General features: G+C 62.0%; 19 protein-coding genes and 1 pseudogene. 16 read left to right on the top strand and 4 right to left on the bottom strand.

The annotated features are described in order from the left end of the window. Positions 1-34: 34 nt before the first annotated feature. The gene (locus CXK96_RS20070) at positions 35-784 is read right to left on the bottom strand and encodes a DUF72 domain-containing protein (RefSeq protein WP_102838158.1); all 750 of its coding nucleotides are present in this window, start codon (positions 782-784) and stop codon (positions 35-37) included. Between the two features lie 208 nt (positions 785-992). Between CXK96_RS20070 and CXK96_RS20065 the strand changes: the two genes are divergently transcribed. From CXK96_RS20065 to CXK96_RS20025, 9 genes are all read left to right on the top strand, one after another. Next, on the top strand, positions 993-3,428 hold the full coding sequence (locus CXK96_RS20065; RefSeq protein ID WP_102838157.1) for a helicase-related protein: 2,436 nt from the start codon (positions 993-995) through the stop codon (positions 3,426-3,428). Positions 3,429-3,614: 186 nt separating this feature from the next. Beyond that, entirely contained in the window at positions 3,615-4,646 is a 1,032-nt protein-coding gene (locus CXK96_RS20060) for an ion channel (protein WP_102838156.1), read from the top strand. Positions 4,647-4,877: 231 nt separating this feature from the next. Then, positions 4,878-5,303, top strand: a complete 426-nt coding sequence (locus CXK96_RS20055) for a DUF1810 domain-containing protein (RefSeq protein ID WP_102838155.1) — start codon at positions 4,878-4,880, stop codon at positions 5,301-5,303. 96 nt (positions 5,304-5,399) lie between these two features. Next, positions 5,400-7,055 (top strand): FMN-binding glutamate synthase family protein, encoded by a 1,656-nt coding sequence (locus tag CXK96_RS20050; RefSeq protein WP_102838154.1) that lies wholly within the window; start codon positions 5,400-5,402, stop codon positions 7,053-7,055. 316 nt (positions 7,056-7,371) lie between these two features. Then, on the top strand, positions 7,372-8,250 hold the full coding sequence (locus tag CXK96_RS20045; RefSeq protein WP_102838153.1) for an MIP/aquaporin family protein: 879 nt from the start codon (positions 7,372-7,374) through the stop codon (positions 8,248-8,250). Positions 8,251-8,262: 12 nt separating this feature from the next. Further along, positions 8,263-9,774: a glycerol kinase GlpK gene (glpK, locus tag CXK96_RS20040; RefSeq protein ID WP_102838152.1), complete on the top strand. Its 1,512-nt coding sequence runs from the start codon at positions 8,263-8,265 to the stop codon at positions 9,772-9,774. Between the two features lie 143 nt (positions 9,775-9,917). Continuing rightward, a complete protein-coding gene (locus CXK96_RS20035; RefSeq protein WP_102838151.1) occupies positions 9,918-10,676 on the top strand; it encodes a DeoR/GlpR family transcriptional regulator in 759 nt (252 codons plus the stop codon). Positions 10,677-11,052: 376 nt separating this feature from the next. Next, on the top strand, positions 11,053-12,597 hold the full coding sequence (glpD, locus tag CXK96_RS20030; RefSeq protein ID WP_102838150.1) for a glycerol-3-phosphate dehydrogenase: 1,545 nt from the start codon (positions 11,053-11,055) through the stop codon (positions 12,595-12,597). 70 nt (positions 12,598-12,667) lie between these two features. After that, positions 12,668-12,949, top strand: coding sequence for a peptidylprolyl isomerase (locus CXK96_RS20025; protein WP_019340980.1), 282 nt, complete (start codon positions 12,668-12,670; stop codon positions 12,947-12,949). A gap of 108 nt (positions 12,950-13,057) precedes the next feature. On the opposite strand, the gene CXK96_RS20020 is transcribed toward CXK96_RS20025, so the two are convergent. Then, positions 13,058-14,653 carry a methyl-accepting chemotaxis protein gene (locus tag CXK96_RS20020; RefSeq protein WP_102838149.1) on the bottom strand — a complete coding sequence of 532 codons (1,596 nt, stop codon included), beginning with the start codon at positions 14,651-14,653 and terminating at the stop codon, positions 13,058-13,060. Positions 14,654-14,955: 302 nt separating this feature from the next. Here CXK96_RS20020 and CXK96_RS20015 point away from each other — a divergent pair, with 302 nt between their 5' ends. Beyond that, positions 14,956-15,327, top strand: coding sequence for an STAS/SEC14 domain-containing protein (locus CXK96_RS20015; protein ID WP_019340982.1), 372 nt, complete (start codon positions 14,956-14,958; stop codon positions 15,325-15,327). A 21-nt stretch (positions 15,328-15,348) separates the two neighbouring features. Here the strand turns inward: CXK96_RS20015 and CXK96_RS20010 are convergent, their stop codons facing one another. Next, positions 15,349-16,245 (bottom strand): CAP domain-containing protein, encoded by an 897-nt coding sequence (locus CXK96_RS20010; RefSeq protein WP_102838148.1) that lies wholly within the window; start codon positions 16,243-16,245, stop codon positions 15,349-15,351. A gap of 167 nt (positions 16,246-16,412) precedes the next feature. On the opposite strand from CXK96_RS20010, the gene CXK96_RS20005 reads away from it, so the two are divergent. From CXK96_RS20005 to CXK96_RS19975, 6 genes are all read left to right on the top strand, one after another. Further along, complete coding sequence (locus CXK96_RS20005) at positions 16,413-17,147, top strand: sulfite exporter TauE/SafE family protein (protein WP_102838147.1); 735 nt, start codon at positions 16,413-16,415, stop codon at positions 17,145-17,147. Positions 17,148-17,467: 320 nt separating this feature from the next. After that, positions 17,468-18,757, top strand: a complete 1,290-nt coding sequence (locus tag CXK96_RS19995; RefSeq protein WP_256061691.1) for a mechanosensitive ion channel family protein — start codon at positions 17,468-17,470, stop codon at positions 18,755-18,757. Positions 18,758-18,981: 224 nt separating this feature from the next. Next, a complete protein-coding gene (locus tag CXK96_RS19990) occupies positions 18,982-20,166 on the top strand; it encodes an efflux RND transporter periplasmic adaptor subunit (protein WP_102838146.1) in 1,185 nt (394 codons plus the stop codon). Further along, on the top strand, positions 20,163-23,330 hold the full coding sequence (locus CXK96_RS19985; RefSeq protein ID WP_102838145.1) for a multidrug efflux RND transporter permease subunit: 3,168 nt from the start codon (positions 20,163-20,165) through the stop codon (positions 23,328-23,330). Before CXK96_RS19990 ends, CXK96_RS19985 begins: the two co-directional genes overlap by 4 nt. Continuing rightward, on the top strand, positions 23,323-24,810 hold the full coding sequence (locus CXK96_RS19980) for an efflux transporter outer membrane subunit (protein ID WP_102838144.1): 1,488 nt from the start codon (positions 23,323-23,325) through the stop codon (positions 24,808-24,810). Before CXK96_RS19985 ends, CXK96_RS19980 begins: the two co-directional genes overlap by 8 nt. A gap of 94 nt (positions 24,811-24,904) precedes the next feature. Beyond that, positions 24,905-25,384 carry a DUF3597 domain-containing protein gene (locus tag CXK96_RS19975; RefSeq protein WP_102838143.1) on the top strand — a complete coding sequence of 160 codons (480 nt, stop codon included), beginning with the start codon at positions 24,905-24,907 and terminating at the stop codon, positions 25,382-25,384. A gap of 102 nt (positions 25,385-25,486) precedes the next feature. On the opposite strand, the pseudogene CXK96_RS19970 reads toward CXK96_RS19975, so the two are convergent. Further along, a pseudogene (locus tag CXK96_RS19970) lies at positions 25,487-25,593 on the bottom strand (IS110 family transposase); the annotation flags it as partial.

Here is a 25,593-nt window from a genome sequence, read left to right as displayed (position 1 = left end):
GCGCTGACCTGGCAAGGCTGACCGCAACGCCGGATCACGTTGGCGGAACAGATTCCTGGCTGGGGGAGAGCCGACCCTGCAGCGCCAGAGCATTAGCAATCGCCGCACCGCTGGCGGTGTTATCGAAAATGCACCAGTTAGTCGTACTTGCCTGCGTCTCCAGACGCACGGCCAAGCGGTCGAGCCAGTCATCGCCATAGGACGAGTAGTACATGCGCGGCGAGCCATGCAGGCGGTAATAACGGAAACCCTGCCAGCCGCCCGGTTCAGCTGCTTGCGCAAAGGGCGCCGGATCGGCCGCGACCCTAGCTATCCGTGCCTCGTGTAGCAGCGGCTCGGCATCGATCCAGCTCGGATGGCGAGGCTCGATTGCCACCGGCCCCGCATAATTCTTTCTCAGAGCGTCGATAAACGCAGCGGCACTGGCCGGTTCGTAATCCAGCGACGGCGGCAATTGCACCAGCAGGCAGCCAAGTTTCTCACCCAGGTGGCCGCACTCGTGCAGAAACTGTTCGAGCAAGCCTTCGCACTCAAGCAGACGCCGTTCATGGGTGATCTGCTTGGGGACCTTGACGCAGAAACGAAACCCGTTCGGCACGCTTTCGGCCCACTTGGCATAGGTCGCGGGTCGGTGGGAGCGATAGAACGAACTATTGAGCTCCACGCCGGGCAAACGACCCGCGTAACGCTCTAGATGTGTTCCCCCTGCCGGAAACGCCGGCCATTGTTCGCGCGGCAAACTACAGCCGGCGGTGCCAAGCAAAATGGGACTGCTGATTGCCATAGGCTGGCCTTTCTGTGAAACGACGGTCTCTTGAAAAGACCACGCAGTGCGCCCTTACGATCCGTTGCTATAGCGACCGCACCATGCAAATGCCAGAACCCGAAGCGCTGCACCTGTGCGCCCGACACATGGCACTCTTCCGTAGCGCTCGTATTGCGCGGCTCGATTGTCCAAACTTGCAGCACACCTGATCAGAGAGGCGTCGATCATGCGCAAGGCCGAAGCCAAACACCGCCACAGCTCCAGCCTTGAAAGGCTGCAACGCTTCCTTAGCTGGGCTACGGAACGTCATCCCGACTTCACACCGAAGAAAAATCATCAGGAAAAGTGGTTCAGCACTTACCTCGGCCACCAACCGCCGGAGATTGGCCGCGCGGCGCGGTTGTATTGGCTGGGGCTGGACCAAACAACCGTTGAGGCGAATCTTGAAAGCGCTGAACCAGCCAGCCTGATCGGACGCCTGCTGAACCGGGACGTGAATGACTTCAGCTGTACGGTGGATATTTTCGGCGTTGAAAAAACGCTGGATTGCGGCCCAGTGCAGAACCTGCTGGAGCCCGAGTTCGCGTTGCGCATCGACGAAAGCCGCTCTGTCGATGAGTTTGAACGCCATGTCTGTGCCGCAGTGGAGGCCCTGGTCCGAGATCGCCTGCATGTGCTGGAAAAGCCCTTCGCTGAGCTCAGCGACGAACAGAAGGCGCAATGCCTGGAGCGCCTGCCCGTCCGGCTGGCACGCCTGGATGATTTCGCGGCGCGCGCCGTCGACATCGTCAACGAGGTCAAGCATGAGTTGCGCTATGTCGTCGAGTTGCGCCACGGCGAGGTTGCGCTGGACATGCAGCGGCGCATTCCGGGCGGCCAGGGCCATGTGCTCAGTGAGCGGGAGGTAGTCGCACTCAAGGATGAAGACCGCGCGGCCATGAACGCCAAGTTCGAGATGATGATTGAGGAGGCGCAGGACTTCGACCTGCAGCTCCTCGGTGAGAAGCGCCTGACCGAAGTCTTCATGATGGAGCCGAAAAAGCTGCGCCGAACCATCCGCTTCGCCCGCGAGGACAACCGCGAGAAGATGGCCTTTGCGGTGCTGCTGGAGAACAACCCGCGCTTCGTCCATTACCACAAGCTCTACGCTGCCAGGCGAATCACCCGCACCTGGACCGCCCTGCTCGGCCCCACCAACAGCGGCAAGACCTATCAGGCGATCCAGGCCATGACCGGCGTGACCCACGCCATCTACCTGTCACCACTGCGGCTGATGGCGTTGGAAAACCAGGAACGCATCGAATCCATGGGCGTGCCCTGCTCGCTGGTCACCGGCGAGGAAGAGATCATCCGCGAGGGCGCCACCCACTACTGCTGCACGGTCGAGGAATTCGCCCGCTTCCGGCACGAGTCATGGGACGTGGTGGTGATCGACGAAGTACAGATGATGGCCGACTCGCAGCGCGGCTGGGCCTGGGTCGATGCGCTGGTCAGTGCTTACACCCAGGACCTGATCATGACCGGTCCGGCGCTGATCCAGCCGTCGCTGAAGACCCTGTGCGACCTGTGCGAAGACCAATTGGTGGTCAAGCGCACCAAACGCCTCTCGCCGGTCGATGTGGCGCGCCGCGCGACCAACCTCAAGCAGCTGGACGCCGGCTCGATGCTGGTCGCGTTCAGCCGCAGGACCGTGCTGGAACTCAAGGCGATGCTGGAGATGACCGGCAAAAGCGTCTCGGTGGTCTACGGTGCGTTGTCGCCTGAAGTCCGCCGCGAGCAGGCGCGCCGCTTTCGCGAAGGCGAGGCGGACATCATGGTCGCGACCGATGCCGTGGGCATGGGTCTGAACATGCCAGCACATACGCTGTGTTTCTACACCGATGAAAAGTACGACGGCGTCCAGAATCGTCAGCTCAAGGTCCAGGAGGTCAAGCAGATCGGCGGCCGCGCCGGACGCTTCGGCCATCACGCCAGCGGGGTCATCACCGCCCTCGACGGGCAAACGCTGCAGTCGATCAAGCAGCTGTTCCACAGCGCCGACCAACCGGTCGACCTGTCGCAATTCCAGGTGCGGCCGTCCATCGAACACTTGCAGGCCATCTCCGAGCTGATGAACGAACCTAGCCTGCTACGGGCCTGGTTGACCTTTAACCGCAACATCAACTACGGCGACGAATTCATTTCGATCTTGCCCGACGAACTGGCGGAGTGGATCAAGTTGATCGACGACCCGACCATCGATCTGCCACTGCGCTGGATATTTGCTTGCACGCCAATCCGCGGCGGTCTCGACAGTCCGGCCGCCGTCTTCGCGCAGCAATGGCTGAAAAAGGTCGCGCAGGACAAGGAAGTACCGCTACCGCGGCTGATCATTGATGCAGACCTTGCCACCCTGGAGAGTTCGCTGCACGTCATCGAAACCTACCTGCACCTGGCGCGCACCCTGTCAGCGCACTTCCCGTCGCTGGAGCAGGCCGAAGAGCACCGCAGCCTGCTCAACGGCGCGATCACCCGCGAGCTGTCGCGCCAGCGCAAGCCGCGCAGTTCGGATCGCCGCCGTGTATCGGGCGACAACCGCAATTGCAAAGGCTGTGGCAAAGCCATGCCGATGGCTGCACGCAAATTCAGGCTGTGTCAGAGCTGCTTTCGCGAGCAGCGCTAAGCGGTTCGTGGAGCACGGCGGCACGGCAACTCAGCGCCCTCCTCACGTCTCGATGCTTGCCCATTGCGGGCATCGAGGCTGGCCAGCAGCGATTTCGGCCCTTAGGATGCCGCAGTCTATAGCGTGACCGGGCTCTTCAGCGCCTCGTTACGACAGCGATTACCGCAAGCCATGGAGTCAGGGCCGATGTCGATCATCCTTCAGTTGCGCAGGCAACTGGCCGCGGCCACCAGCAAATTTGGCTGGGCCGCACTATTACTTGCACTCTTGGTGCACGCCGGCGTGTCCTATCTCGGTTTGCGCCTGTTCGCCGAAGCGCCGCTCACCGAGTTGAAGACCTTTGTCTATTTCTATCTCACCACGGCACTGACCGTCGGTTACGGTGACTTTTCGCCGCAAACCGCTGGCGGACGCATCTTTGTTTCCACCTGGTTGATGATCGGCGGCATCGCATTGCTGACCGCCATCATCGGCAAAACCACCAATTCCATAATCGCAGTCTGGAGGAAAGGCATGAAAGGCAAAGGGACGTTCGCCACCTGCACGGGCCATACCGTGGTGATCGGTTGGGAAGGCGAAATCAGCGAGCGCGTCGTCGAGCTGCTGCACGAAGACGAAACCTCGAATGACCACCTGATCGTCATCTGCGACACCCAGCTCGAAGAAAACCCGATGCCTGGCAAGACCGAGTTCATCCACGGCGAGAGCCTGTCGTCCCTGGCGCTGTTACAGCGCGCCGGGGTGAAAGGGGCCGAACGCACGCTGGTGCGCACCGGCTCGGACGACCTGACGCTGGCCGTGGTGCTGACCATCAATCAGCTCAATCCGATCGGCCATGTGGTCGCGCATTTCAGCAGCAGCGAGACGGCGCGACTTGCCCGCAGCTACGCGCCGAAACTGGAGTGCACCTCCAGCATGGCCATCGAAATGCTGGTGCGTTCGTCGCAGGACCCGGGCTCCTCGGTGATCATCAACGAGTTGCTGAGCGTCGGCCAGGGCGCGACCCAGTATCGGCTGCTGCTACCCGAGAGTTTCGAAAGCACCGTCGGCGCGCTCTACAAGCAATTGAAAGACCGTCACAACGCGACGCTGATCGGCTATCGCGCCAAGGACCAGACCCAACCAATCATCAACCCGGGCAATGACGTCTCAGTGCGCGGCGGCGAGCTGTTCTACATCGCCGATGCCCGCCTCGCAGGGCTGGGAGACGCCAGCTGAGAATGGCGCAGCGCCGAACAGGCCTGCGCCGGTAGAACCAGCGGTGCTCGCCTTTCACCACAACGAGCTGAGCATCACGGTCATCCTGTAGACCCAACGAATCTGGACCTGCCCACGCTGACTCACCCGTTCGGTTATCGCCGAGCCCGGCTCCCTCGGTCTCGATCTTCTCGGGAATCAACCACGCCATCCCGGCTCTGATTTATACAGTCTGAGCAATCGGGAGGCACCATGAGCGACCCACACGATCTGCAACGATTCGTCGACGCCCAGCAATCGGTTTACGATCGCGCGCTGGCGGAACTGAAGGCCGGCCACAAACAAAGCCACTGGATGTGGTTCATCTTTCCGCAGATTGCGGGCCTCGGGCACAGCGACATGGCGCGTCGCTACGCGATCAAGGATGCGAACGAAGCCACGGCTTATGCACAGCACCCGCTGCTCGGGCCTCGCCTGGAAGAATGCGCAGAAGCGCTGCTCGCCCATGCGGAGCGGCCGGCACGGCAGATTCTCGGCTCGCCTGATGATATGAAGCTGCGCTCGAGCATGTCGCTGTTCGCCGCCGTCGCGCCTGAGCGAACCGTATTCCAGGCGGTGCTCGACGCTTTCTTCGCGGCCGATCCCGACCCAGCCACGCTGTCGCGTCTGCACCATTGAGCACGCGCGAAGACCAGGCGTCGTTAGATGGAGCGCAGCCAGTGCGGTAGGCTTCCCCCTTTCTGGCAGATCCTCCGCCCTCAAACAGGTGCCCAGATGAATCTCTCGCTGTTCAGCCGTTACGCTTTTCTTGTCCTCTGCGTCGCCACTGCCGTGTTTTGCCTGCCCTTTCTGAATCATCCCTGGGTATGGCCGTTGTTCATCGTCACCGCACTGCTCTCGCTCATTGGCGTCCGTGATCTGCGCCAGTGCGAACATGCGGTGCGGCGCAACTACCCGATCCTCGGCAACATCCGCTACATGGTCGAAGGCATCCGTCCGGAGATTCGTCAGTATTTGCTCGAGAGCGATCAGGAACGCGTACCGTTTTCCCGCGCACAGCGCTCGCTGGTCTATGCGCGGGCGAAGAATCAGGTGGATGACAAGCCCTTCGGTACCCTTATCGATGTTTATGAACCGGGATACGAATGCATCGGCCATTCGATCCGCACCGCAGCGGTCAGCGACCCCGAAACCTTTCGCGTGTCCATCGGCGGGCCACAGTGCAAGCAGCCCTACTCCGCATCGGTGTTCAATATTTCAGCGATGAGCTTCGGCTCGCTCAGCGGCAATGCCATTCAGGCGCTGAACCGTGGTGCCAAGCTCGGCGGCTTCTATCACGACACGGGCGAAGGCAGCATCAGCACCTGTCACCGCCAGCACGGCGGTGATCTGGTCTGGGAACTGGGCAGCGGATATTTCGGCTGCCGCACCGAGAGCGGCGCATTCGATCCGGAACGCTTTGCCGTTCAGGCACGGGACCCGCAGGTCAAGATGATAGAGATCAAGCTTAGCCAAGGTGCTAAGCCCGGGCATGGCGGCATCCTGCCAGGGCGCAAGGTCAATGCTGAAATCGCCTCCACTCGCGGCGTGCCGGAAGGCATTGATTGCATCTCCCCCGCGAGCCATAGCGCCTTCGGCACTCCCTTGGAGCTGATGGATTTCATCTCCCGCCTGCGCGAGCTGTCCGGTGGCAAGCCAGTCGGTTTCAAGCTGTGCATCGGTCACCCATGGGAGTTCGTCGGTATCGTCAAGGCGATGCTACAGAGCGGTATCTATCCGGATTTCATCGTGGTTGACGGCAAGGAAGGCGGTACGGGCGCGGCGCCGGTAGAGTTCACCAACCATATCGGTATGCCGCTGCGCGAAAGCCTGTTGTTCGTGCACAACGTGCTGGTCGGCTGCAATCTGCGCGAGCACATCCGCATCGGTGCTAGCGGCAAGATCGTCAGCGCTTTCGACATCACCAGCGTCCTGGCGATGGGCGCCGACTGGGTTAACTCTGCCCGCGGGTTTATGTTCGCGATTGGCTGCATCCAGTCACAGCACTGCCACACCAATCGGTGCCCCACCGGTGTCGCCACCCAGGACCCGCTGCGCCAACGCGCGCTTGTCGTACCCGACAAGGCTGAACGGGTGTTCAGTTTTCACCGCAACACCGTGCACGCCCTGGCCGAACTGCTGGCAGCGGCCGGCCTCTCACACCCGGGTGAACTGGGCCCGCACCACCTGATCCGGCGAATCAGCACGACCGAAATCAAGCTGTTCTCGCAGCTCTACTATTTCGTTCAGCCCGGTGCGCTGCTGGCGAAAAAGATCGACAGCGAGTTCTTCGCCAGAATCTGGAGCATGGCCCAAGCCGACAGTTTCGAAGCCATGCCGCAAAAAACCGACCGTGGCGCAGCGCAGGTCGAGGAGCCACTGATCAGCTAACCCCTCCAACCGGCGTCACCGCCAGCCTCCCAGTTTGTTGCGAGCCAACGGCATCGATGACCGCGCGATGCATTGGCTGCGAGGCGCCACCTGCCAGCGCGCTCTAATCGGCCAGGGCGCCGCCAAGTCCATCACCCGCCAGAATCCTGCCACTCATGACAGGTTCGGCGTGCTTTTGTCAGTTTTCCGCTGAAATGTTCAGCTTTTTACTTTGACAGCCCGAGATTTTGACTTTAAGTTTTCGATTCCGAACATTTCCGAACCCCGCGCAGTATTCGGATCATAAAAACAACAGCCCTACAAAGAGGTTCAGTGCATGAGTAACCCGTCCACCCCGACGCTTCGGGGGCAATGCATCGCCGAGTTTCTCGGCACCGCTCTTTTGATCTTCTTCGGTACCGGCTGCGTAGCTGCGCTCAAGCTCGGCGGTGCAGACCTAGGTCTCTGGGAAATAAGCATTATTTGGGGTGTCGGCGTCAGCATGGGTGTGTACCTTGCCGCCGGTGTATCAGGTGCGCATCTGAACCCTGCAGTCTCCATTGCACTCTGGCTGTTCGGCACCTTCGAACGTAACAAGGTCCCCGCCTACATCCTTGCGCAGACGGCGGGCGCCTTCTGCGCCGCTGCGTTGGTTTATGGTCTTTACAGCAGCCTGTTTTTCGATTTCGAACAGGCGCAGCACATAACCCGTGGCAGTGTCGCCAGCCTGCAGCTCGCATCGGTGTTTTCCACCTACCCGCACCCATCGCTGTCCATCGGCCAGGCGTTTCTGGTGGAAGTGGTGATTACCGCTATCCTGCTGGGGATGATCATGGCGCTGACCGATGACGGTAACGGCCTGCCCCGCGGCCCCCTGGCGCCCCTGCTGATCGGTCTGCTGATTGCCGTGATTGGCGGTGCGATGGGTCCGCTGACCGGTTTTGCGATGAATCCAGCGCGGGATTTCGGACCGAAGCTGATGACATATTTCGCCGGTTGGGGCGAAGTCGCATTTACTGGCGGACGCGACATTCCGTATTTCCTGGTCCCGCTGCTCGCCCCGGTGCTGGGTGCCTGCATTGGTGCGGCCGGTTACAAGGCGCTGATCTGCAAACATTTGCCAGGGCTGGGAGGCGCTGCGTGCGCCGTCCCTGAGACTAAGCCCGAGGCCGAGCCCTTCACCAAACACGATGTCACTGCCCACGAAGCTCGTTAAGGAATCGACACCATGAGCAATCAGAACAACAAGCAATTCATCGTCGCCCTTGACCAGGGCACCACCAGCTCCCGCGCCATCGTGCTCGACCGCAACGCCAACGTGGTGACCATTGCCCAGCGTGAATTTGCGCAGATCTACCCGCAACCGAGCTGGGTCGAGCATGACCCCATGGAAATCTGGGCGACCCAGAGCGGCGTGTTCGTCGAGGCGCTGGCGCAAGCCGGGATCACCAATGAACAGGTTGCCGCGATCGGCATCACTAACCAGCGCGAAACCACCATCGTCTGGGACAAGATCACAGGCCGGCCGATCTACAACGCCATCGTCTGGCAGAGCCGCCAGAGCACGCCTATCTGCGACCAGCTCAAGCGTGACGGCATGCAGGATCACATCCGCAAGACGACCGGCCTGGTCATCGACCCTTACTTCTCCGGCACCAAGATCAAGTGGATCCTCGACCACGTCGAGGGCAGCCGTGAGCGCGCCCGCCGTGGTGAACTCTTGTTCGGCACCGTGGACTGCTGGCTGATCTGGAAGATGACCCAGGGCAAGGCGCACGTAACCGATTACACCAACGCTTCGCGCACCATGCTCTACGACATCCACAAGCTGGACTGGGACCCGGTGATGCTGGAGACGCTGGATATCCCGCGTGAAATGCTGCCGGAGGTGCGGTCCTCGTCCGAGGTCTATGGCCACGCCTATCTCGGTTCCGGCCAAAGCACCGGCATCCCCATTGCCGGCATCGCAGGCGACCAGCAAGCGGCGCTGTTCGGCCAGATGTGCGTCGAGCCGGGCCAGGCGAAGAATACCTACGGCACCGGCTGCTTCCTGCTGATGAACACCGGGACCAAGGCCGTGCAGTCCGAACATGGCTTGCTCACCACCATTGCCTGCGGACCGAAAGGCGAAGTGAACTATGCACTGGAAGGCGCCATCTTCAACGGCGGTTCCACCGTGCAATGGCTGCGCGACGAGTTGAAGGTGATCAACGATTCGCTGGATTCGGAATACTTCGCCACCAAGGTTCAGGACAGCAATGGCGTCTACCTCGTACCGGCGTTCACCGGCCTTGGCGCGCCCTACTGGGACCCACGCGCCCGTGGGGCACTGTTCGGTCTGACGCGGGGTGTAAAGGTCGACCACATCATCCGCGCCGCGCTCGAATCCATCGCCTACCAGACCCGCGATGTACTCGATGCCATGCAGCAGGATGCCGGCGAGCGCCTGCGCTCACTGCGCGTGGATGGCGGCGCAGTGGCGAACAACTTCCTCATGCAGTTTCAGGCCGACCTGCTCGGCACTCAGGTCGAGCGCCCGGAAATGAAGGAAACCACCGCCCTTGGTGCCGCCTACCTGGCGGGTCTGGCGACCGGATTCTGGAGCAGCCTGGATGAGTTGCGCAGCAAGGCCACAATCGAGCGCGTGTTCGAACCCGCCTGCGACGACGAGAAGCGTGAGGCCCTCTACAAGGGCTGGAAGAAGGCGGTGGGACGCACCCGCGACTGGGAAGAGGAATAAACCCCAACGCGCAAGCACCCCTGTCATCGCGCCCGGCCCGGTCCTGAACCGCGCCGGGCGCGCTTATTCGCAAACGAACAATTCTTTAATCAAATCCCAGACTGCGGCATCCTTCACGGCATATCGATAAGAAGGAAGCCTCCATGAGTCTGGCCCCACGACAGCAGAGCATTCTCGACCTGGTCCGCGAGCGCGGCTACGTCAGCATCGAAGAGCTGGCGCAACAGTTTGCGGTGACGCCCCAGACCATCCGCCGTGACATCAACCAGCTCGGCGAAGCCGGCCTGCTACGCCGCTACCACGGTGGTGCCGCTCACGATTCCAGCGTACAGAACACCGCCTATACCCAGCGAGCCCGGCAGATGCGCGACGAGAAACGGCGCATCGCCGATGCCATGGCCGCACACATCCCTGACCAGGCGTCGCTGTTCATCAACATCGGCACCACCACCGAAGCCATCGCTCACGCCCTGCTCAACCACCGCGACCTCAAGGTAATCACCAACAACCTGCACGTGGCGAGCATTCTCAGCCCCAAGGAAGACTTCGACGTGCTGATCGCCGGCGGCAACGTGCGCAGCGACGGCGGCGTGGTCGGTCAGGCCACCGCGGATTTCATCGGGCAGTTCAAGGTCGACTATGCGTTGATCGGCATCAGCGGGATCGATGAAGACGGCACCCTGCTGGACTTCGATTACCAGGAGGTCCGGGTCTCACAAGCCATCATTCACAACGCACGAAAGGTCTTTCTCGCTGCAGATTCGAGCAAGTTCGGCCGCAGCGCCATGACCCGCCTCGGCTCGCTTGAACAGATCGATATGTTGTTTACCGAGGCCCAACCACCGGAAGCCTTTCTGGCCTTGCTGGCGCAGCATGATGTAAAGCTGGAAGTCACTAACTGAGCCACTCTCCAAGGGCGGGCCGGTGCAATACCGAAACCCGCCGAGCCCCCGGTCAGGAGTGTTCACGCCTCGCCTGCGCCCCGCACCCCCGAGCCAGACGCCAATTTCTCCTAACGCTGGGCATTAGCCAACACTTTCAAACAGCGGCTCCGTCAGGGTGGGCTGAAGCCCACCCTACCTTCGTGAATCACAATCACCTCCCGCAGTCGCTGCGGTCAAAGGGGCTCATGCCAGCTGAAACTGCCGGTCAATGATGGAATGCCAGCACCAATTAGCAGTTCGTATAGGTTCGATTATTTTCTTTTGATATAATAAATGAACATCCGCTGTAGAGACGCAAGCCCTTCTGCGTTAGGATGTTCATATTCGAAAATAAATGTTCGTTCTTGAGGAGGATGCCGTGAGCGAGACCGTCTCCGAGCTGTACGACATTGCCGTGATAGGCGGTGGGATAAATGGTGTGGGTATCGCTGCGGATGCAGCCGGTCGGGGCTTGTCGGTGTTCCTCTGCGAGCGCGACGACCTGGCCAGTCATACGTCCTCAGCCAGCAGCAAGCTCATCCACGGCGGCCTGCGCTACCTTGAGCATTATGAATTTCGCCTGGTTCGTGAGGCACTCGCCGAACGCGAAGTGCTCCTGGCCAAAGCGCCCCACATCGTCAAACCGATGCGCTTCGTACTGCCGCATCGCCAACACCTGCGCCCGGCCTGGATGATCCGGGCCGGACTGTTCCTGTACGACAACCTGGGCAAGCGCGAAAAGCTTCCGGCCTCGAGGGGGTTGCGCTTTGGCTCGGAGAGCCCGCTTAAGCCCGAGATCAAGCGCGGTTTCGAATATTCCGATTGCTGGGTCGACGATGCGCGACTGGTGGTGCTCAACGCCATGGCCGCGCGCGAGAAAGGCGCACACATCCACACCCGGACCCAGTGCCTGAGCGCCAAGCGTGCCGCCGGCATCTGGCACGTCGAGTTGCAGCGACAGGACGGCACACGTTTCTCCTTGCGCGCCAAGGCGCTGGTCAATGCGGCAGGCCCCTGGGTAGCGCAGTTCATCGGTGACAAGCTGCAGCAGCGTTCGCCCTACGGCATTCGGCTGATTCAGGGCAGCCACATCATCGTGCCCAAACTGTACGAAGGCGAGCAGGCGTACATCATGCAGAACGAGGATCGGCGCATCGTCTTTGCCATCCCGTATCTCGACCGTTACACCATGATCGGCACGACCGACCGCGAGTACCGTGGCGACCCGGCCACAGTCAGCATCAGCGAAGAGGAAATCGCCTACTTGCTGGGTGTCGCCAATACGCACTTTCGCAAGCAGCTCGAGGCCAAGGACATCCTGCACAGTTTTGCAGGGGTCAGGCCCCTGTGCGATGACGAATCGGACAACCCCTCCGCCGTCACCCGTGACTACACATTGTCGCTGTCGGCAGAAGAAAAGCAGGCGCCGCTGCTTTCGGTGTTCGGCGGCAAACTGACCACCTACCGCAAGCTGGCCGAGTCGGCGATGGCTCAACTCAAGCCCTACTTCCCCCGCATGGGCGAAAGTTGGACAGCCAGTGCCCCGCTGCCCGGCGGCGAAGGCATGAGCACGGCCGAGGCGCTCGCTGCAGAGCTGATGGCCGAGATCAGAGGCATTGATCGACCGCTCGCCAAACGCTGGGCGACCCTCTATGGCAATCGGGTTTGGCGCATGCTCGGCGATGCCCGCTCGCTCGATGCGCTAGGAGAGAACTTCGGCCAGCATCTATATGCACAGGAAGTTGATTATTTGCGCCGCGAAGAGTGGGCCACTCAGGTCGACGATATCCTCTGGCGCCGGAGCAAACTTGGCCTGGCATTCACCGCGGATGAACTGACCCGCCTGCAGCACTATCTGCAAACGCAAGTGAGCAGGACGACCGACGTAGACGCGGCCTGATGGCCGCGACGTTTCGGATCGCCGCCGATTGCGGTAGGCTCAGCGACTTCTCAAGACGGAGTAACACCCCATGGCCCGAGCCACTGCCCGCCACATCCTGGTTCCCACTGAAGAAAAGTGCAACGAGCTGAAAGCTGCCATCGAAGGTGGCGCCGATTTCGCTCAGGTTGCCAAGGACAATTCCACCTGCCCGTCGAGCCGCCAGGGCGGTGACCTGGGTTCGTTCGGTCCTGGCCAGATGGTCAAGGAATTCGACACTGTTGTGTTCAGCGCCCCGCTGAACCAGGTGCAAGGTCCGGTGAAGACCCAGTTCGGTTATCACCTGCTGGAAGTGACCAGCCGCCAGGACTGATCCTGCTGTCCCCGCGCATCTTGCGCGGGGACGTCCAGGCCGCTCAGCCATCGATGCGCCGAGCGCCCCTCTTCCAAGCCGTACCTCCCCGCTTCATCGTGAGTCTGATCACGCCTCCAGACGGAAACGCCCAGTCAGAGCTTTGAGTCCGTTCATGCTCTGCATGATGGTGTTGCCTGAAGCCGCAGTGTCGTGGGTGGCGCTGGCCGCCTGATCGGCTACCTGAGCGATACGGGTCAGCGACTGGTTCATGTCCTCGGCAACCTGTGACTGCTCCTCGGCCGCCGTCGCGATCTGGTTGGTCATGCCGCGAATGGTCTGCACCGCACCAACGATCTCGCCCAAAGCATGTTGCGCCGCTTCGATCTGGGTAAGCGTCGTCGAGCTGCTCTGGCGTGAAGCATCCATAGCATCGCCGGCACGGGTGGCCTGGCTCTGCAGACGCTCGACCAGCACACTGACCTCCTTGGCCGAATCCTGAGTGCGACTGGCCAGGCTGCGTACCTCGTCTGCAACCACGGCAAAGCCGCGGCCCTGTTCGCCTGCCCGCGCTGCTTCGATGGCGGCGTTGAGCGCCAGCAGATTGGTCTGCTCGGCGATGCCGCTGATCACGTTGAGCACCTTGCCGATCTCGTGACTGTCCTTCACCAGCTGCTGCATCACACCGGCCAACCCGTCGACATGGCCGGTCAAGGCGCGGATAGCAGTGACCGATTCGTTCATCACCGCATTACCAGCGCTGGTTTCCTGCTCGGCGAGATCCGCCGCACTGGCCGCTTCGACGGTGCTTCGCGCCACTTCCTGCGAGGTGGCGAGCATCTCGTTCATGGCGGTGGCGACCTGATCAATCTCGGCCTGCTGCGCCTCGACGTTGCGCGCACTGTCGCCTGCCAGATTTGCCATACGCACGCACTGTCCATCGGCTTCATCGGCGGCCTGACGCACCCCACGAATCATCTCGCCGACCTGCACCAGCAGGCGGTTATACGCAAGGGTGATCATGCCAATTTCGTCGTCAGCATGGCGCACCTGCAGCGGCGCGGAGAAGTCACCCTGACTGACTTTTTCCAACCGACTGCGGAGCTCATCGACCTGCAGCATCAGCCAGTTCATGCCGGCGATCCTTCCGAGAACTACCAGAAACAGGATGCACAGCGTCGAGGCCATGGCGACCCAAAGTTGCTGTGAAGCACTGCGATTGGCCTCGGCGGAAATCAGCGAAACCACCTCGTTGGAGGCTGCGAGAATTTCGTTGGCATCTGCGGCGACGGCTTTCAGATCAGCGCTCTGGCCGGCCGCCAGCGCCTGCACGGCGGGACGATAGCGTTGCCATATCTGGTCAACGCGCTGCAGATGCGGCTTGGCACTGGCCAGTTCTACCGGGGCAACGCCCTGGTTGCCATCGCCGTTGAGCAGCAGACGGTGCGACTGTTCGAAACGCTGAATGGTCTTCTCCACCTCTGCAGGCCCACCGATGCCTTGGGAAGCCAACAACGCCTCTTTCATCATCTTCTGGCTGAGCATGCGCTGGGCGCCGGCCATGTCGATCTGGCTGGCGTCCTTGCTGGACATGAACAGCACCCCAGCGGTCAGGGCCGCGCAAAGAAAGATCAGGCTGTAGGAAAAGAAGAACTGGTGGTTGATGGTACGCAGACCCAATCCGCGCAATACAGACTGGATGACGTTCGCCAAAGTGCTGGTCATAGGTGTATCCAACTACAGGGAAGGTAAAGCGCTGCCATCACTCGACGGCGTCGCAGTTACCCACTTCTCGGCTGTAACAGAGGCAACTTGATAGCCGTCGATCACCTTTCTGAAAGTCCCGTCATACGGGCGTTTGATCCATTTCAGGACACTCATGAGACAAGTCCCCACGCACTGATCCAGATCAATTAAACAGCTTCAAATAGACACATTTTTGGCCGACCGAACGCCGTATAACGACTATGGTCAGGTAATGGCAGGGCGACTTGTCTGGCACCCATTTTCTTCATTGAGGACTCGTCATGTTTCATGTAACCCGCATTGGTGACAATCGCATCGACGTGGATTTCTCCGGCAAACTCGACAGCAGCGAGATGCGCTTCGCACTCGACGAGCTGATGCGAAAATCAGAGGGCATCAGCCACGGCCAAATGCTCTATCGCATTGGTGATTTCGATATACCGACCCTGGGCGCGATGGGTGTCGAACTGGCGCGAATCCCCCAGCTGTTTCGCTTCATCCGCCGCTTCGATCGCTGCGCGGTGGTGTCCAACAAAGACTGGCTGCGCAGGGCCAGCGAGATCGAGGGTGCGCTGTTCCCCGGCCTGGCCATTAAGGCCTTCGACGAGAACCAGAACACCGAAGCGCATAACTGGCTGGAGAGCCAGAACTGACCACGCTTTCCCGACAGCCCGCTAGCGAGGCGTACCAAACACCTGGGTCCAGTAGCTGCCGGCGGCGCTGGACTTGTCGATAGCGTAGGCCGCGCCCATCTCGGTGAAATCCGGATTCATGATGTTGCTGCAATGCCCGGGGCTGGCCAACCAACCGGCCATGACCTGATCTGCCGCCCCCTGCCCCGCCGCGATGTTCTCGCCGATACGCTCCCAGCTGTACCCGGCACGGTTGGCGCGGTCACTGACCATGCTGCCATCCGGCGCCCGATGGCTGAAGAAGTTCTGTTTGGCCATATCGCGGCTGTGCGCCAGGGCAGCATCGGCCAGCTCGCCGTTCCAGCTCAACGCCGGTGCCGCCTCGAAGGCCCGACTACCGCAGTTGCGCGGCTGCGCCCTCGCTTCATTGACCCTCTGCAGAATGTTCTTGCCAACCTGTTGCCAGTCGCCAAGGTCGGGCGAAAGCAGTGGCTTGGCCAGCAGCACCTGCCAGGTGTTGCCCTGGCGCGACACCCCGATTTCGGCGAACTCATGGCTACGCAGGGGTGCGCAATATCGCTGCTTGAGGGCTTGCATGGCGCTTTGTGCATCGCCCGGCCCCGAGACCGAGATGGCTTGCAGTTTGGATGGCCTATAACCGCCATCCTGCAACGCTTGCTGCAACTGCGCCCCGCTGGTGGCGGGTGCCACGGCCAGTGCAGCATTGGGCGCCAGTGGCCCGACCGCCTGGGCTTCGCCACTTCCGCAGGCTTCCTTGGCCTCGCGAAATTCATTGATCAAGCCGATCAAGGGGTCGGATTCCTGCGCATGCGCCTGACACGCCAGGCTCGTTGCCAGGATCAGCAGGGCGCCAGCCGCCACACGGGTTGGCGCACCGCCTGCTGAGGATGTGGTTGGAGTCTTGATAAGCGGGGTCATGGGTCACCTGTCTGTCTGCGATTAAAGATGCTGACCACGATCCGTCGCGGGCGATCCGCTCCGGCACACCGCCAAACTTGTAAGGTCGTCTAAGACCACAACCAGGCGGCGAAGATGCGATGATGCACAGCGCTGCCCAACCCCGACCCGCCCCCCTGACCACACTCATGACCCTTTCTGATTTCCTGCTGTTTGCCCTGCCGGCGATCTTCCTAACCGGCCTGTCCAAAGGTGGCTTCGGTGGCGCCCTGGGCGGCATCGCCGTACCGCTGCTGGCGCTGGCGATATCGCCGAAACAAGCTGCCGCAGTAATGCTGCCGATTCTCTGTCTGGCAGATGTAGTGGGCCTCAAGGCTTACGTCGGCCACTGGGACAAGGCGAATCTGAAGGTGATGATGCCGGGCGCGTTGATCGGCATTGCGCTGGGCTCGCTGACCTTCGGCATGCTCGACGAGCGCATGATCGGCCTGATGATGGGCGCAATCGCTGTTGGCTTCGTACTGCTGGGGCTGGTCACCAATAACGACAAGCCGCGACCGCTGCAACGCGGTCGCGGCACGCTGCTTTCCTCTATTGCCGGCTTCACCAGTTTCGTCGCACACGCTGGCGGGCCGCCGATCATGATGCACCTGCTGCCGCAGCAGCTGGACAAGCTGCGCTACGTGGCAACCATCAACCTGTTCTTCCTGATGACCAATGCGATCAAGCTGATCCCCTACGCCGCGCTCGGCCAGTTCAGCCGCGAAAACCTGCTGCTTAGCTTGACGCTGGCGCCGGTGGTGCCGTTCGGCGTCTGGGCCGGACTCTGGCTGCACAAGCGCATCGACCACAAATTGTTCTACCGGATCGCCCGCCTTGGGATGCTCCTGGCCGGGTTGCAGTTGATCTACAAAAGCCTCTGAAACGCGCACCAGGCACGACCGGCCGCCCGGTTTTCTGAACGTTCGCACCACTGCCCAGTCGGATTTAGTGAACCCACTGCAAAGGAGTCATCCTCATGCTGAAGTTTCTGGGCAGCACAGTAGGCATCATCTTTCTGATCGGTCTGTTGGTCGTGATCGGCTTGTTCGCGCTGATTTTCTAACGCCAACGAAAGACGATTGCATTGCAACCACGGTGCCTCGGTACGCACAACGGCACGTTGCAAGATTCACTGACAGGCCGCCGTCACACGGCGGCCTGTTCGTATCCGGCCTCTGCCCTTCGAATGCTGATGATCGCCATGTCTTCTCGCCTCGCTAACTCGTTTCCTGCCCTGCTACGTCCGCTCGCCCTGCTGATGCTGCTCTGCATGTCCATGCTGCCGACGATGCACGTATGGGCGCAGGAGGGCGTGGCGACGGTGCGCCTGGATGGCCGCGCGCTGTTCCGTATCGGCCCCAGCGAAGAACTCGAAGCGCGACCACGGGCACGGCAAATCGAACGGCAACTGGCAGCCGTGCTGGAAACGCCCAAAGGCATCACCCGGGCGCGTATCGAGCCAACTGAATCCGAGGAGGATGAGGGGCTGCAGATCAGCGTAGCCGGACGACCGCTGATGGTGGTCTCGCCGGCCGATGCCGAAGCCAACGGCCAGCCGCTCGACCGACTGGCCCGCGACTGGGCAGCGATATTCGACCGGGCTCTGGCAACGGCTGCCAAACGCCGTGATTCAGACCGTGGGCGGTTCTTGACCTCGGTGCAGTCGAGCGTCGAAAACGCCTTTGCGCGCCTGGTCGAATCCGCGGTCAATATCATTCCGCGGGTACTGGCCGCCCTGCTGGTCCTGCTGTTGTTCTGGGGGCTGGCCACCGGCGTACGCGCGCTGATGAAGAAAATCGTGCGTCGCCTGGCGAATGATCTGACCGTCGAGAATTTAGTCCGGCAGGTGAGCTACTACGCGGTCTGGGTGCTCGGCATCATCGTCGCAGCGAGTGCTTTTGGCCTGGAGCCCAGCACCCTGGCCACCGGCCTTGGCCTGACCAGTCTGGCGCTGGGTTTTGCGCTCAAGGACATTCTCTCCAACTTCGTCAGTGGGCTGCTGATCCTGACGCTGCGGCCGTTCCAGCTGGGCGATCAGATCATCATCGGCGAGACCGAGGGCAGCGTGGAGCGCATCGAGCTGCGCGCCACCCAGATCCGCACCTATGACGGACGCCGCGTACTGGTCCCCAACGCCGAGACCTTCACCTCGCGTGTCACCAACAACACGGCGGCGCCAGTCCGCCGCGGAAAGGTGGTCTGCAAGCTGTATTACGGCATCGACATCGAAGCCATCAGCGCCGTGATGCGTGACGCCGCCCAGCAGACGCCCGGTGTACTGGCGACTCCGCACGCCGAAGTCCTGCTGATCGATCTGGGCGACAGCCAGCTGGTCTTCGATGTGCTGTTCTGGTGCGACTCGCGCCGCTCGGATTTCGTGACCACCGCCTCGGAGGTACGCAAGGCCCTGGTCGCAGAGCTGCTCAACGCGGGAATCACGTTGCCAGATCAGGCGAGGCAGCACATCGTGGTACATACGCCGAAAAGCTGATCGCGGCTCCTCGTGCCGTCGAGCGCTGCTGCATAACCGCTTGAAGACATGGCAGGCGCAGCCCCAGGCGCTCGCGCTCCCGAGCGCCGCCAAGACCTGATTTCGTTACAGGCACGAACCGAAACGGGCGATGAACCGGAACCGCATCAGCTAACCGCGGTCGAGTGTAGGTCGGCGCGCTATACCGCGGCGCAGACGGTGCACGAGCCAAAAGGTCAAACTGAATGAGGCAGTTCCTGCAAAACGCGGTGCTGGTAGGCGCCCTGTCGCTGTTACTGGCGGCCTGCTCCGATGACGAACAAGGCCAACAACCGGCACCACCACCGCCCGAGGTGGAAGTCATGACGGTCGACCCTCGGCCGATCCCCAACATCATCGAGCTTCCAGGGCGGGTCCAGGCTGTGCGCATTGCTGAGATCCGCGCCCGGGTCAACGGCATCATCCAGAAGCGGTTGTATGAGGAAGGCACCGACGTCGAGGTCGGCACGCCGCTGTTCCAGATCGATCCGCGAGAAATGCGCGCCAGTTTGAAGGCCGCCAAAGCCGCGTTGGAGCGCGCTGAAGCAACAGCCCTGAACGCCGCTCAGGATGTCAGGCGCTACAAAGGCCTGGTCGCCAAGCAGGCCATCAGCCAGCAGGAATATGACACCGCGCAGGCCACCTTGCGCACCGCCAAGGCGGACGTGTCTCAAGCCGAGGCTAACGTCCAGTCGGCTGAGCTCGATCTGGAATACACCACGGTCGAGTCCCCCATTGAAGGCCGGGCAGGCCGCGCCCAGGTCACCGAAGGCGCGCTAGTCAGCGCCAGCGAGGGCACCCTGCTGACCACCGTGGAGCAGTTCGATCCGGTGTATGTGAACTTTGCCCAGTCCAGCTCCGATCTGCTGCAGATTCGTGCACGGCTTGCCTCCGGCGCGCTGAAGCTGCCTGACGACGGCCGTGTCGAGGTAAAGCTGATCCTCGAAAATGGCGCCGAATACCCGCATCCCGGTTACGTCAACTTCTACGCCATGAGCATCGACGAAACCACCGGCACCGTGGCCGTGCGTGCCGAATTTCCTAACCCGGACCGCCTGCTCCTGCCCGGTCAGTTCGTCCGGGCCCGGATGAATGCCGGCACCCGTCCGAACGGCGTACTGATTCCGCAGCGCGCCGTCATGGTCAATGACCAGGCGGCGCGGGTGCTGCTGGTGGGTGAGGACGACAAGGTCGCCTCGCGCGAAGTCGAACTGGGCGAGCTGCAGGGCAGCGACTGGGTCATTCGTGATGGCCTCAAGGCTGGAGACACAGTGATCGTCGAAGGCGGTGGCAGCGTCCGCAAGGGCGCAGCTGTGCGAACCACCCCCTTCCAACGTGAGGAGCCGCCGGAACCAACCGAGCCGTCGACCACCTCAGAGTCCGCACGATGACGCCTGCGTTCTTCATCCGTCGGCCGGTATTTGCCTGGGTCATCGCGCTGGGAATCTTGCTAGGCGGTGTGCTGGCCCTGCGTTCGCTGCCCGTCGAGCAGTACCCGAGCATCGCGCCACCAGCGCTGCGCATCGGCGTTACCTATCCCGGTGCTGACGCGTCGGTGCTCGAAACCAACGTGACCCAGGTGATCGAACAAGAGCTGAACGGCGTCGAGGGTTTCCTCTACATGGATTCCTCGAGCCGCTCCAACGGTAGCGCCTCGATCGAGCTGACGTTCGAGGCCGGCACCGACATCGATATCGCCCAGATGGAAGTGCAGAACCGCCTGAGCCGGGTCGAGCAGCGCCTGCCGGAGGAGGTTCGCCGGCAGGGTATCCAGGTGTTCCAGGCATCGCGGGACTTCCTGCTTATCATCTCGCTGTTCTCCGAGAACGGCACCATGAGCACGCTGGAGCTGGGCCACTTCGCCACCACCCGCGTGCTCGACGAATTGCGCCGCGTGCAGGGCGTCGGCGATATCCGCGAGTTCTACACAGCCTATGCCATGCGCATCTGGCTCAATCCGGACCGCCTCGCCAGCTTCGGCCTATCCGCCGCCGACGTGCTGGCTGCGGTTCAGGAGCAGAACAGCCAATCGGCCGGCGGCGCCCTCGGCGATCTGCCACTGGCTGAAGGCATCGAGATCAACGCACCGCTGGAAACCCGTGGTCGCTTCAGTACGCCGGAGGAGTTTGCCTCGATCATCCTGCGCGCGACGCCGGACGGCTCGGCGATACGGCTGCGAGATGTGGCTCGGGTCGAGCTCGGCGCACAGAACTACACCTCGCGTAGCGAGCTCAATGGCCAGCCTGCCGCGGGGCTCGCCGTGCAGCTGTCCCCCGGCGCGAACGCGCTGGACACGGCGGCAGCAGTCAAACAGCGGATGCGCGAACTGGCCGAAGGCTTTCCCGAAGACATCGCCTGGACGGTGCCATTCGACTCGACGCCGTTCATCTCATCTTCGATCCAGCAGGTGGTGGTCACCCTGCTCCAGGCGATGGCGCTGGTGGTGCTGGTGATGCTGCTGTTCCTGCAGAACTGGCGCACCACGGTGATTCCCACCATCGTCATTCCAATCACCCTGGCAGGCACCTGCCTCGGACTCTGGATAGCCGGATTTTCGATCAACCTGCTGAGCCTGTTCGGCATGGTTTTGGCGATCGGCACCCTGGTGGACGATGCCATCGTGGTGGTGGAGAACGTCAAACGGCTCATGGACGAAGAGCAGCTGCCGCCCTATCAGGCCACGGTGAAAGCCATGGAGCAGGTCACCGCGCCGATCATCGGCACGACCCTGGCGCTGATCGCCGTGTTTGTGCCGCTGGCGTTCTTTCCGGGTTCAACCGGCGGCATCTACCGCCAGTTCGCCGTGACGCTGTCGATTGCCGTGGCCACCTCGACGGTGCTGGCGCTGGTGCTGACCCCTGCGCTCTGCGCAGCGCTGCTCAAACCGAGCCAACCGGATGACGGCAAGCCCGGTCTGAGTCAGCGGATCTTCGGTCCGTTCAACCGCTGGATGGAACGCACCACCGACCGTTACCACCATGCAGTCGGCGGCATGCTCGCCCGGCCCCTCTGGTTTCTATTGGCATTTGTCGGCTTGCTGGCGCTGACGGCCTTTCTTTACCTGCGGATGCCCAGCGCCTTCCTGCCCGACGAAGACCAGGGATCTTTGATGACGGTGATCCAAGCGCCAGCCGGCGCGACGATCGAGCGCACCGAGGAAGCCGTCGAGCAGGTCAAGGCGTTCTACGCCGAACATCCATTGGTCGAGGACGCGATCACGGTCTACGGCTTCAGCTTTTTCGGCCAGGGCCAGGCGCACGCGATGTCCTTTGTACGGCTGATCCCCTGGGACCAGCGCACCGAAGACGGCAGCTCTGCCCAGGCGCTGGTGCGCGAAGCCATGGGGCGCTTCTCGCAGATCAAGGAAGCCCGGGTGTTCGCCCTGAATCCCCCCTCGATCCCCGGACTGGGTGTGGCCGGTGGCTTTACCTTCAAGCTCGAAGACCGTGGCGGCGCGGGTTACCAGGCGCTGCTCAACGCCCGCAATCAGTTACTGGGCAAGGCCAGCGAAAGCCCTGTGCTCCAGAACGTGCGACCTGAAGGCGCCGATGACGCGCCGCGCCTGCGGGTCAACATCGACCGCATCAAGGCACGGGCGCTGGGGCTTTCGATCAATGAGGTCAATGCAACGCTGGCGATCGCCTTCGGCAGTGCCTATGCCAACGACTTCAACCGTGACGGTCGCGTCCTGCAGGTGCTATTGCAGGCCGAGGCGCCCTATCGCATGACGCCACAGGATGTGCTCGATCTGAAAGTGATCAACGATCAGGGCGAGAGCGTGCCATTTGGCGCCTTCACTACGGTGGACTGGACCGAAGGGCCGACCCAGTTGCAGCGTTACAACGGCTACCCGGCACTGACCCTGTCCGGCAGCGCCGCGCCCGGGTCGACTACCGGTGAAGCGATGACCGAGATGGAGCGGCTGGCATCCGAGCTGCCAGGCAGCTTCAGCTATGAGTGGACCGGCGCATCGCTGGAGGAACAGCAGGCCTCCGGGCAGGTCGGTCTGTTGCTGGGGCTGTCGCTGCTGGTGGTGCTGATGGTCCTGGCCGCGCTGTATGAAAGCTGGACGGTGCCCATCGCGGTGTTGCTGGTGGTGCCATTCGGCGCGCTGGGCGCCGTGCTGTTTGCGATGATTCGCGACCTGCCGGCGGATGTCTACTTCAACGTCGGCCTGGTGACCATCATCGGCCTGTCGGCGAAGAACGCGATTCTCATCGTGGAGTTCGCCATCGAAGAAGAAGGGCACGGCAAGAACCTGACCGATGCTGTGATGAACGCAGTGCGCCTGCGTTTCCGTCCAATCCTGATGACTTCGCTGACCTTCATTCTCGGCATGCTGCCGCTGGTCCTGTCGACCGGCGCCGGCGCGGCGGGTCGGGTTGCGGTGGGTACCGGCGTGATGGGTGGCATGATCGTCGCCACCCTGCTCGGGTTGTTCTACATCCCTCTGTTTTATCTGTCTGTGCGTCGCTGGCTGACCAAGCGTCGACCACCGAGTGCTGAAGACAAGGCGCACCCAGTCGAGGAAAAGGAGGCGCCGGACAATGCCTGACCCGCGGTTGAAATCTGCGCCCCTACTCATGGCCGGTTTGCTTGCTGGCTGCCAGCTCGCGCCGCCCCATGAACAGCCGCCCTCCCCCAACGCTGCGCAGTATCCGGCTGAATACCGACCGATGGACGGTGAGGTGCTAGCCAGCGAGATCGGCTGGCGCGAGTTCCTGGAAGATCCACGCCTTGAGCTGTACATCGAAACGGCCCTGCAGCGGAATCGCGACCTGCAGATCGCCGTGGCCCGAATCGAAGAAGCCCGCGGCCAGTTCGGCGTGCAAGGTGCCGACCGCTACCCGACGCTGGCTGCAACGGCCGATGCCAGCCGCGGCCGCTTTCCCATCGGCAGCGCTGGTGCGGCAGGCGGCGCTTCCTCGAGAGCCGCCGGTAGTTCGAGCAGCCAGATCACCGAGCAATTCTCGGTAGGGCTGGGCATCTCCGCGTTCGAACTCGACTTCTGGGGGCGGGTACGCAACCTCACCGAGGCTGCGCGTACTCAATACCTCGCGACGGTCGAGGCGCAACGCGCCTTCCGGTTGTCATTGATTGCAGATGTGGCCTCGACCTACCTCGCCGTCCGCGGCGCTGAGGCGCGCATCGATCTGGCCGAAGCGACGCTGCAGAGTCGCCGCGATGGCCTGCGTATCGCTCGCGTGCGCTTTGAGGCGGGGATCACCTCGGCGCTGGATCTGAACCAGGCGCAGGCGTTGCTGACCCAGGCCAAGACCGAGCTGGCCAGCCTGCACCTGATTCGTGCCGAGCAGAGTAACTATCTCACCCAGCTGCTAGGCGGGCCGCTGCAGCAGCCATTGCCGGCGCCGCTACCGCTGGCCGAACAGATTGAACCGCTGCGGCTGGATGCCGGGCTGCCATCTGAACTGCTTCTGGTAAGGCCGGACATTCTAGGTGCCGAGCTGGACCTGCGTGCGGCGCGCGCCAACATCGGCGTGGCGAGGGCTGCGTTTTTCCCGCAGATCTCGCTGACCGGCAGCTTCGGCTATATCTCCAACGAGTTGGACAATCTGGTCAGCCGTGACAACCGCACCTGGAGCATCGGGCCCAGTCTCTACCTGCCACTGTTCGACTTCGGCCGCAACCGCGGCAACCTGACCGTCGCTGAGGCCCGTGAGAACGTGGCTGTAGCCGAATACGAAAGCACCATCGAAACCGCCTTCAGGGAAGTGGCTGATGCCCTCGCCGGCCGCCGCTATCTGGCCGAACAGGTCGCCGCGCAGGCCGAAAACGTCGCCACGCTGCGACGCATTGCCGATCTCGCACGTGAACGCTATGCCGAAGGCGTGGTGAACTACCTGCAGGTACTCGATGCCGAGCGCAACCTGTTCGACGCCGAACAGGCGTTCGTAGAGGTCAAGCGTGCTCAGGTGCAGAATCTGGTGAGCCTGTACATCGCGCTGGGCGGCGGAACCCGTGCTCCGTCAGCACCAACCGGTCCAACGCAGCGGGACACGACCTCGAATCGCTAAGCCGCGGAACAGCGCCTTTCCCGACCTACGGCGACGAATCCTCAACCGGGCGTGATGGTCCAAAAATCACCACATAACGACCTGAGGAAATGAAATGGGCCTGTTCGACAAGATCAAAGACAAACTCGGCATGGGCGGCGTGAGCAACGAAGCACACAAGCCGGTCGATCGGAACAACACACCGAACCAGCATGCGCCGGATACGGTTGTTGATTCGGAGCGGCCTACCGCTGCACACAACGCCACCACCACGCCGCCCGGTGCGGCGCCCAGCCCCGAAGGCGTGGCTCACTCAGCGGGTTCCTCAACCAGCGCAGTGGACGTTCCAGCAAAGCTCGACGCCATGGCCGCCAATCATCCGGAACAGCTGAACTGGCGCACCTCCATCGTCGATCTGCTCAAGCTGTTGGGTCTGGACAGCAGCCTGGAGTCGCGCAAAGAACTCGCCACTGAACTGGGTTGCCCGCAGGACAAGATGGGCGATTCAGCCCAGATGAATACCTGGCTGCACCGCACCGTTATGCACAAGCTCGCCGAACATGGCGGCACCGTTCCGCCTGAACTGCGGACCTGATAAAGCTCCGCGTTTTCGCCGGGTGCTGGTCACCCGGCAAGTACCGACTGACTAGCTCCTACAAAAATAGGTGTGCACGCCATGTAGATACCGTCTTGCCCCTTAGTGCGCAATGGCGAGTCTGGGGTCGAAAGGTTGCCCTGACTTGAGCACGCCATAAGCGATGCTCAACAGCTTTCGCATGGCGGCGCAGACAATCTGCTTGCCGC

The organism is Stutzerimonas stutzeri, from assembly GCF_002890895.1.
GTDB classification, from domain to species: Bacteria; Pseudomonadota; Gammaproteobacteria; order Pseudomonadales; family Pseudomonadaceae; genus Stutzerimonas; species Stutzerimonas stutzeri_AB.
This window is presented reverse-complemented; position numbering and strand designations above follow the sequence as displayed.

What these genes read in the sequence shown, in the direction of transcription:
- CXK96_RS20035 (WP_102838151.1), top strand. Translation starts at nt 9,918, where the DNA reads ATGAGTCTGGCCCCACGACAGCAGAGCATTCTCGACCTGGTCCGCGAG.
- CXK96_RS19985 (WP_102838145.1), top strand. Translation starts at nt 20,163, where the DNA reads ATGACGCCTGCGTTCTTCATCCGTCGGCCGGTATTTGCCTGGGTCATC.
- CXK96_RS20010 (WP_102838148.1), bottom strand. Translation starts at nt 16,245, where the DNA reads ATGACCCCGCTTATCAAGACTCCAACCACATCCTCAGCAGGCGGTGCG.
- CXK96_RS20060 (WP_102838156.1), top strand. Translation starts at nt 3,615, where the DNA reads ATGTCGATCATCCTTCAGTTGCGCAGGCAACTGGCCGCGGCCACCAGC.
- glpD (WP_102838150.1), top strand. Translation starts at nt 11,053, where the DNA reads ATGTTCGTTCTTGAGGAGGATGCCGTGAGCGAGACCGTCTCCGAGCTG.
- CXK96_RS20015 (WP_019340982.1), top strand. Translation starts at nt 14,956, where the DNA reads ATGTTTCATGTAACCCGCATTGGTGACAATCGCATCGACGTGGATTTC.
- CXK96_RS19990 (WP_102838146.1), top strand. Translation starts at nt 18,982, where the DNA reads ATGAGGCAGTTCCTGCAAAACGCGGTGCTGGTAGGCGCCCTGTCGCTG.
- CXK96_RS20065 (WP_102838157.1), top strand. Translation starts at nt 993, where the DNA reads ATGCGCAAGGCCGAAGCCAAACACCGCCACAGCTCCAGCCTTGAAAGG.
- CXK96_RS20025 (WP_019340980.1), top strand. Translation starts at nt 12,668, where the DNA reads ATGGCCCGAGCCACTGCCCGCCACATCCTGGTTCCCACTGAAGAAAAG.
- CXK96_RS19995 (WP_256061691.1), top strand. Translation starts at nt 17,468, where the DNA reads ATGTCTTCTCGCCTCGCTAACTCGTTTCCTGCCCTGCTACGTCCGCTC.
- CXK96_RS19980 (WP_102838144.1), top strand. Translation starts at nt 23,323, where the DNA reads ATGCCTGACCCGCGGTTGAAATCTGCGCCCCTACTCATGGCCGGTTTG.
- CXK96_RS19975 (WP_102838143.1), top strand. Translation starts at nt 24,905, where the DNA reads ATGGGCCTGTTCGACAAGATCAAAGACAAACTCGGCATGGGCGGCGTG.
- CXK96_RS20045 (WP_102838153.1), top strand. Translation starts at nt 7,372, where the DNA reads ATGAGTAACCCGTCCACCCCGACGCTTCGGGGGCAATGCATCGCCGAG.
- CXK96_RS20020 (WP_102838149.1), bottom strand. Translation starts at nt 14,653, where the DNA reads ATGACCAGCACTTTGGCGAACGTCATCCAGTCTGTATTGCGCGGATTG.
- CXK96_RS20055 (WP_102838155.1), top strand. Translation starts at nt 4,878, where the DNA reads ATGAGCGACCCACACGATCTGCAACGATTCGTCGACGCCCAGCAATCG.
- glpK (WP_102838152.1), top strand. Translation starts at nt 8,263, where the DNA reads ATGAGCAATCAGAACAACAAGCAATTCATCGTCGCCCTTGACCAGGGC.
- CXK96_RS20050 (WP_102838154.1), top strand. Translation starts at nt 5,400, where the DNA reads ATGAATCTCTCGCTGTTCAGCCGTTACGCTTTTCTTGTCCTCTGCGTC.
- CXK96_RS20070 (WP_102838158.1), bottom strand. Translation starts at nt 784, where the DNA reads ATGGCAATCAGCAGTCCCATTTTGCTTGGCACCGCCGGCTGTAGTTTG.
- CXK96_RS20005 (WP_102838147.1), top strand. Translation starts at nt 16,413, where the DNA reads ATGACCCTTTCTGATTTCCTGCTGTTTGCCCTGCCGGCGATCTTCCTA.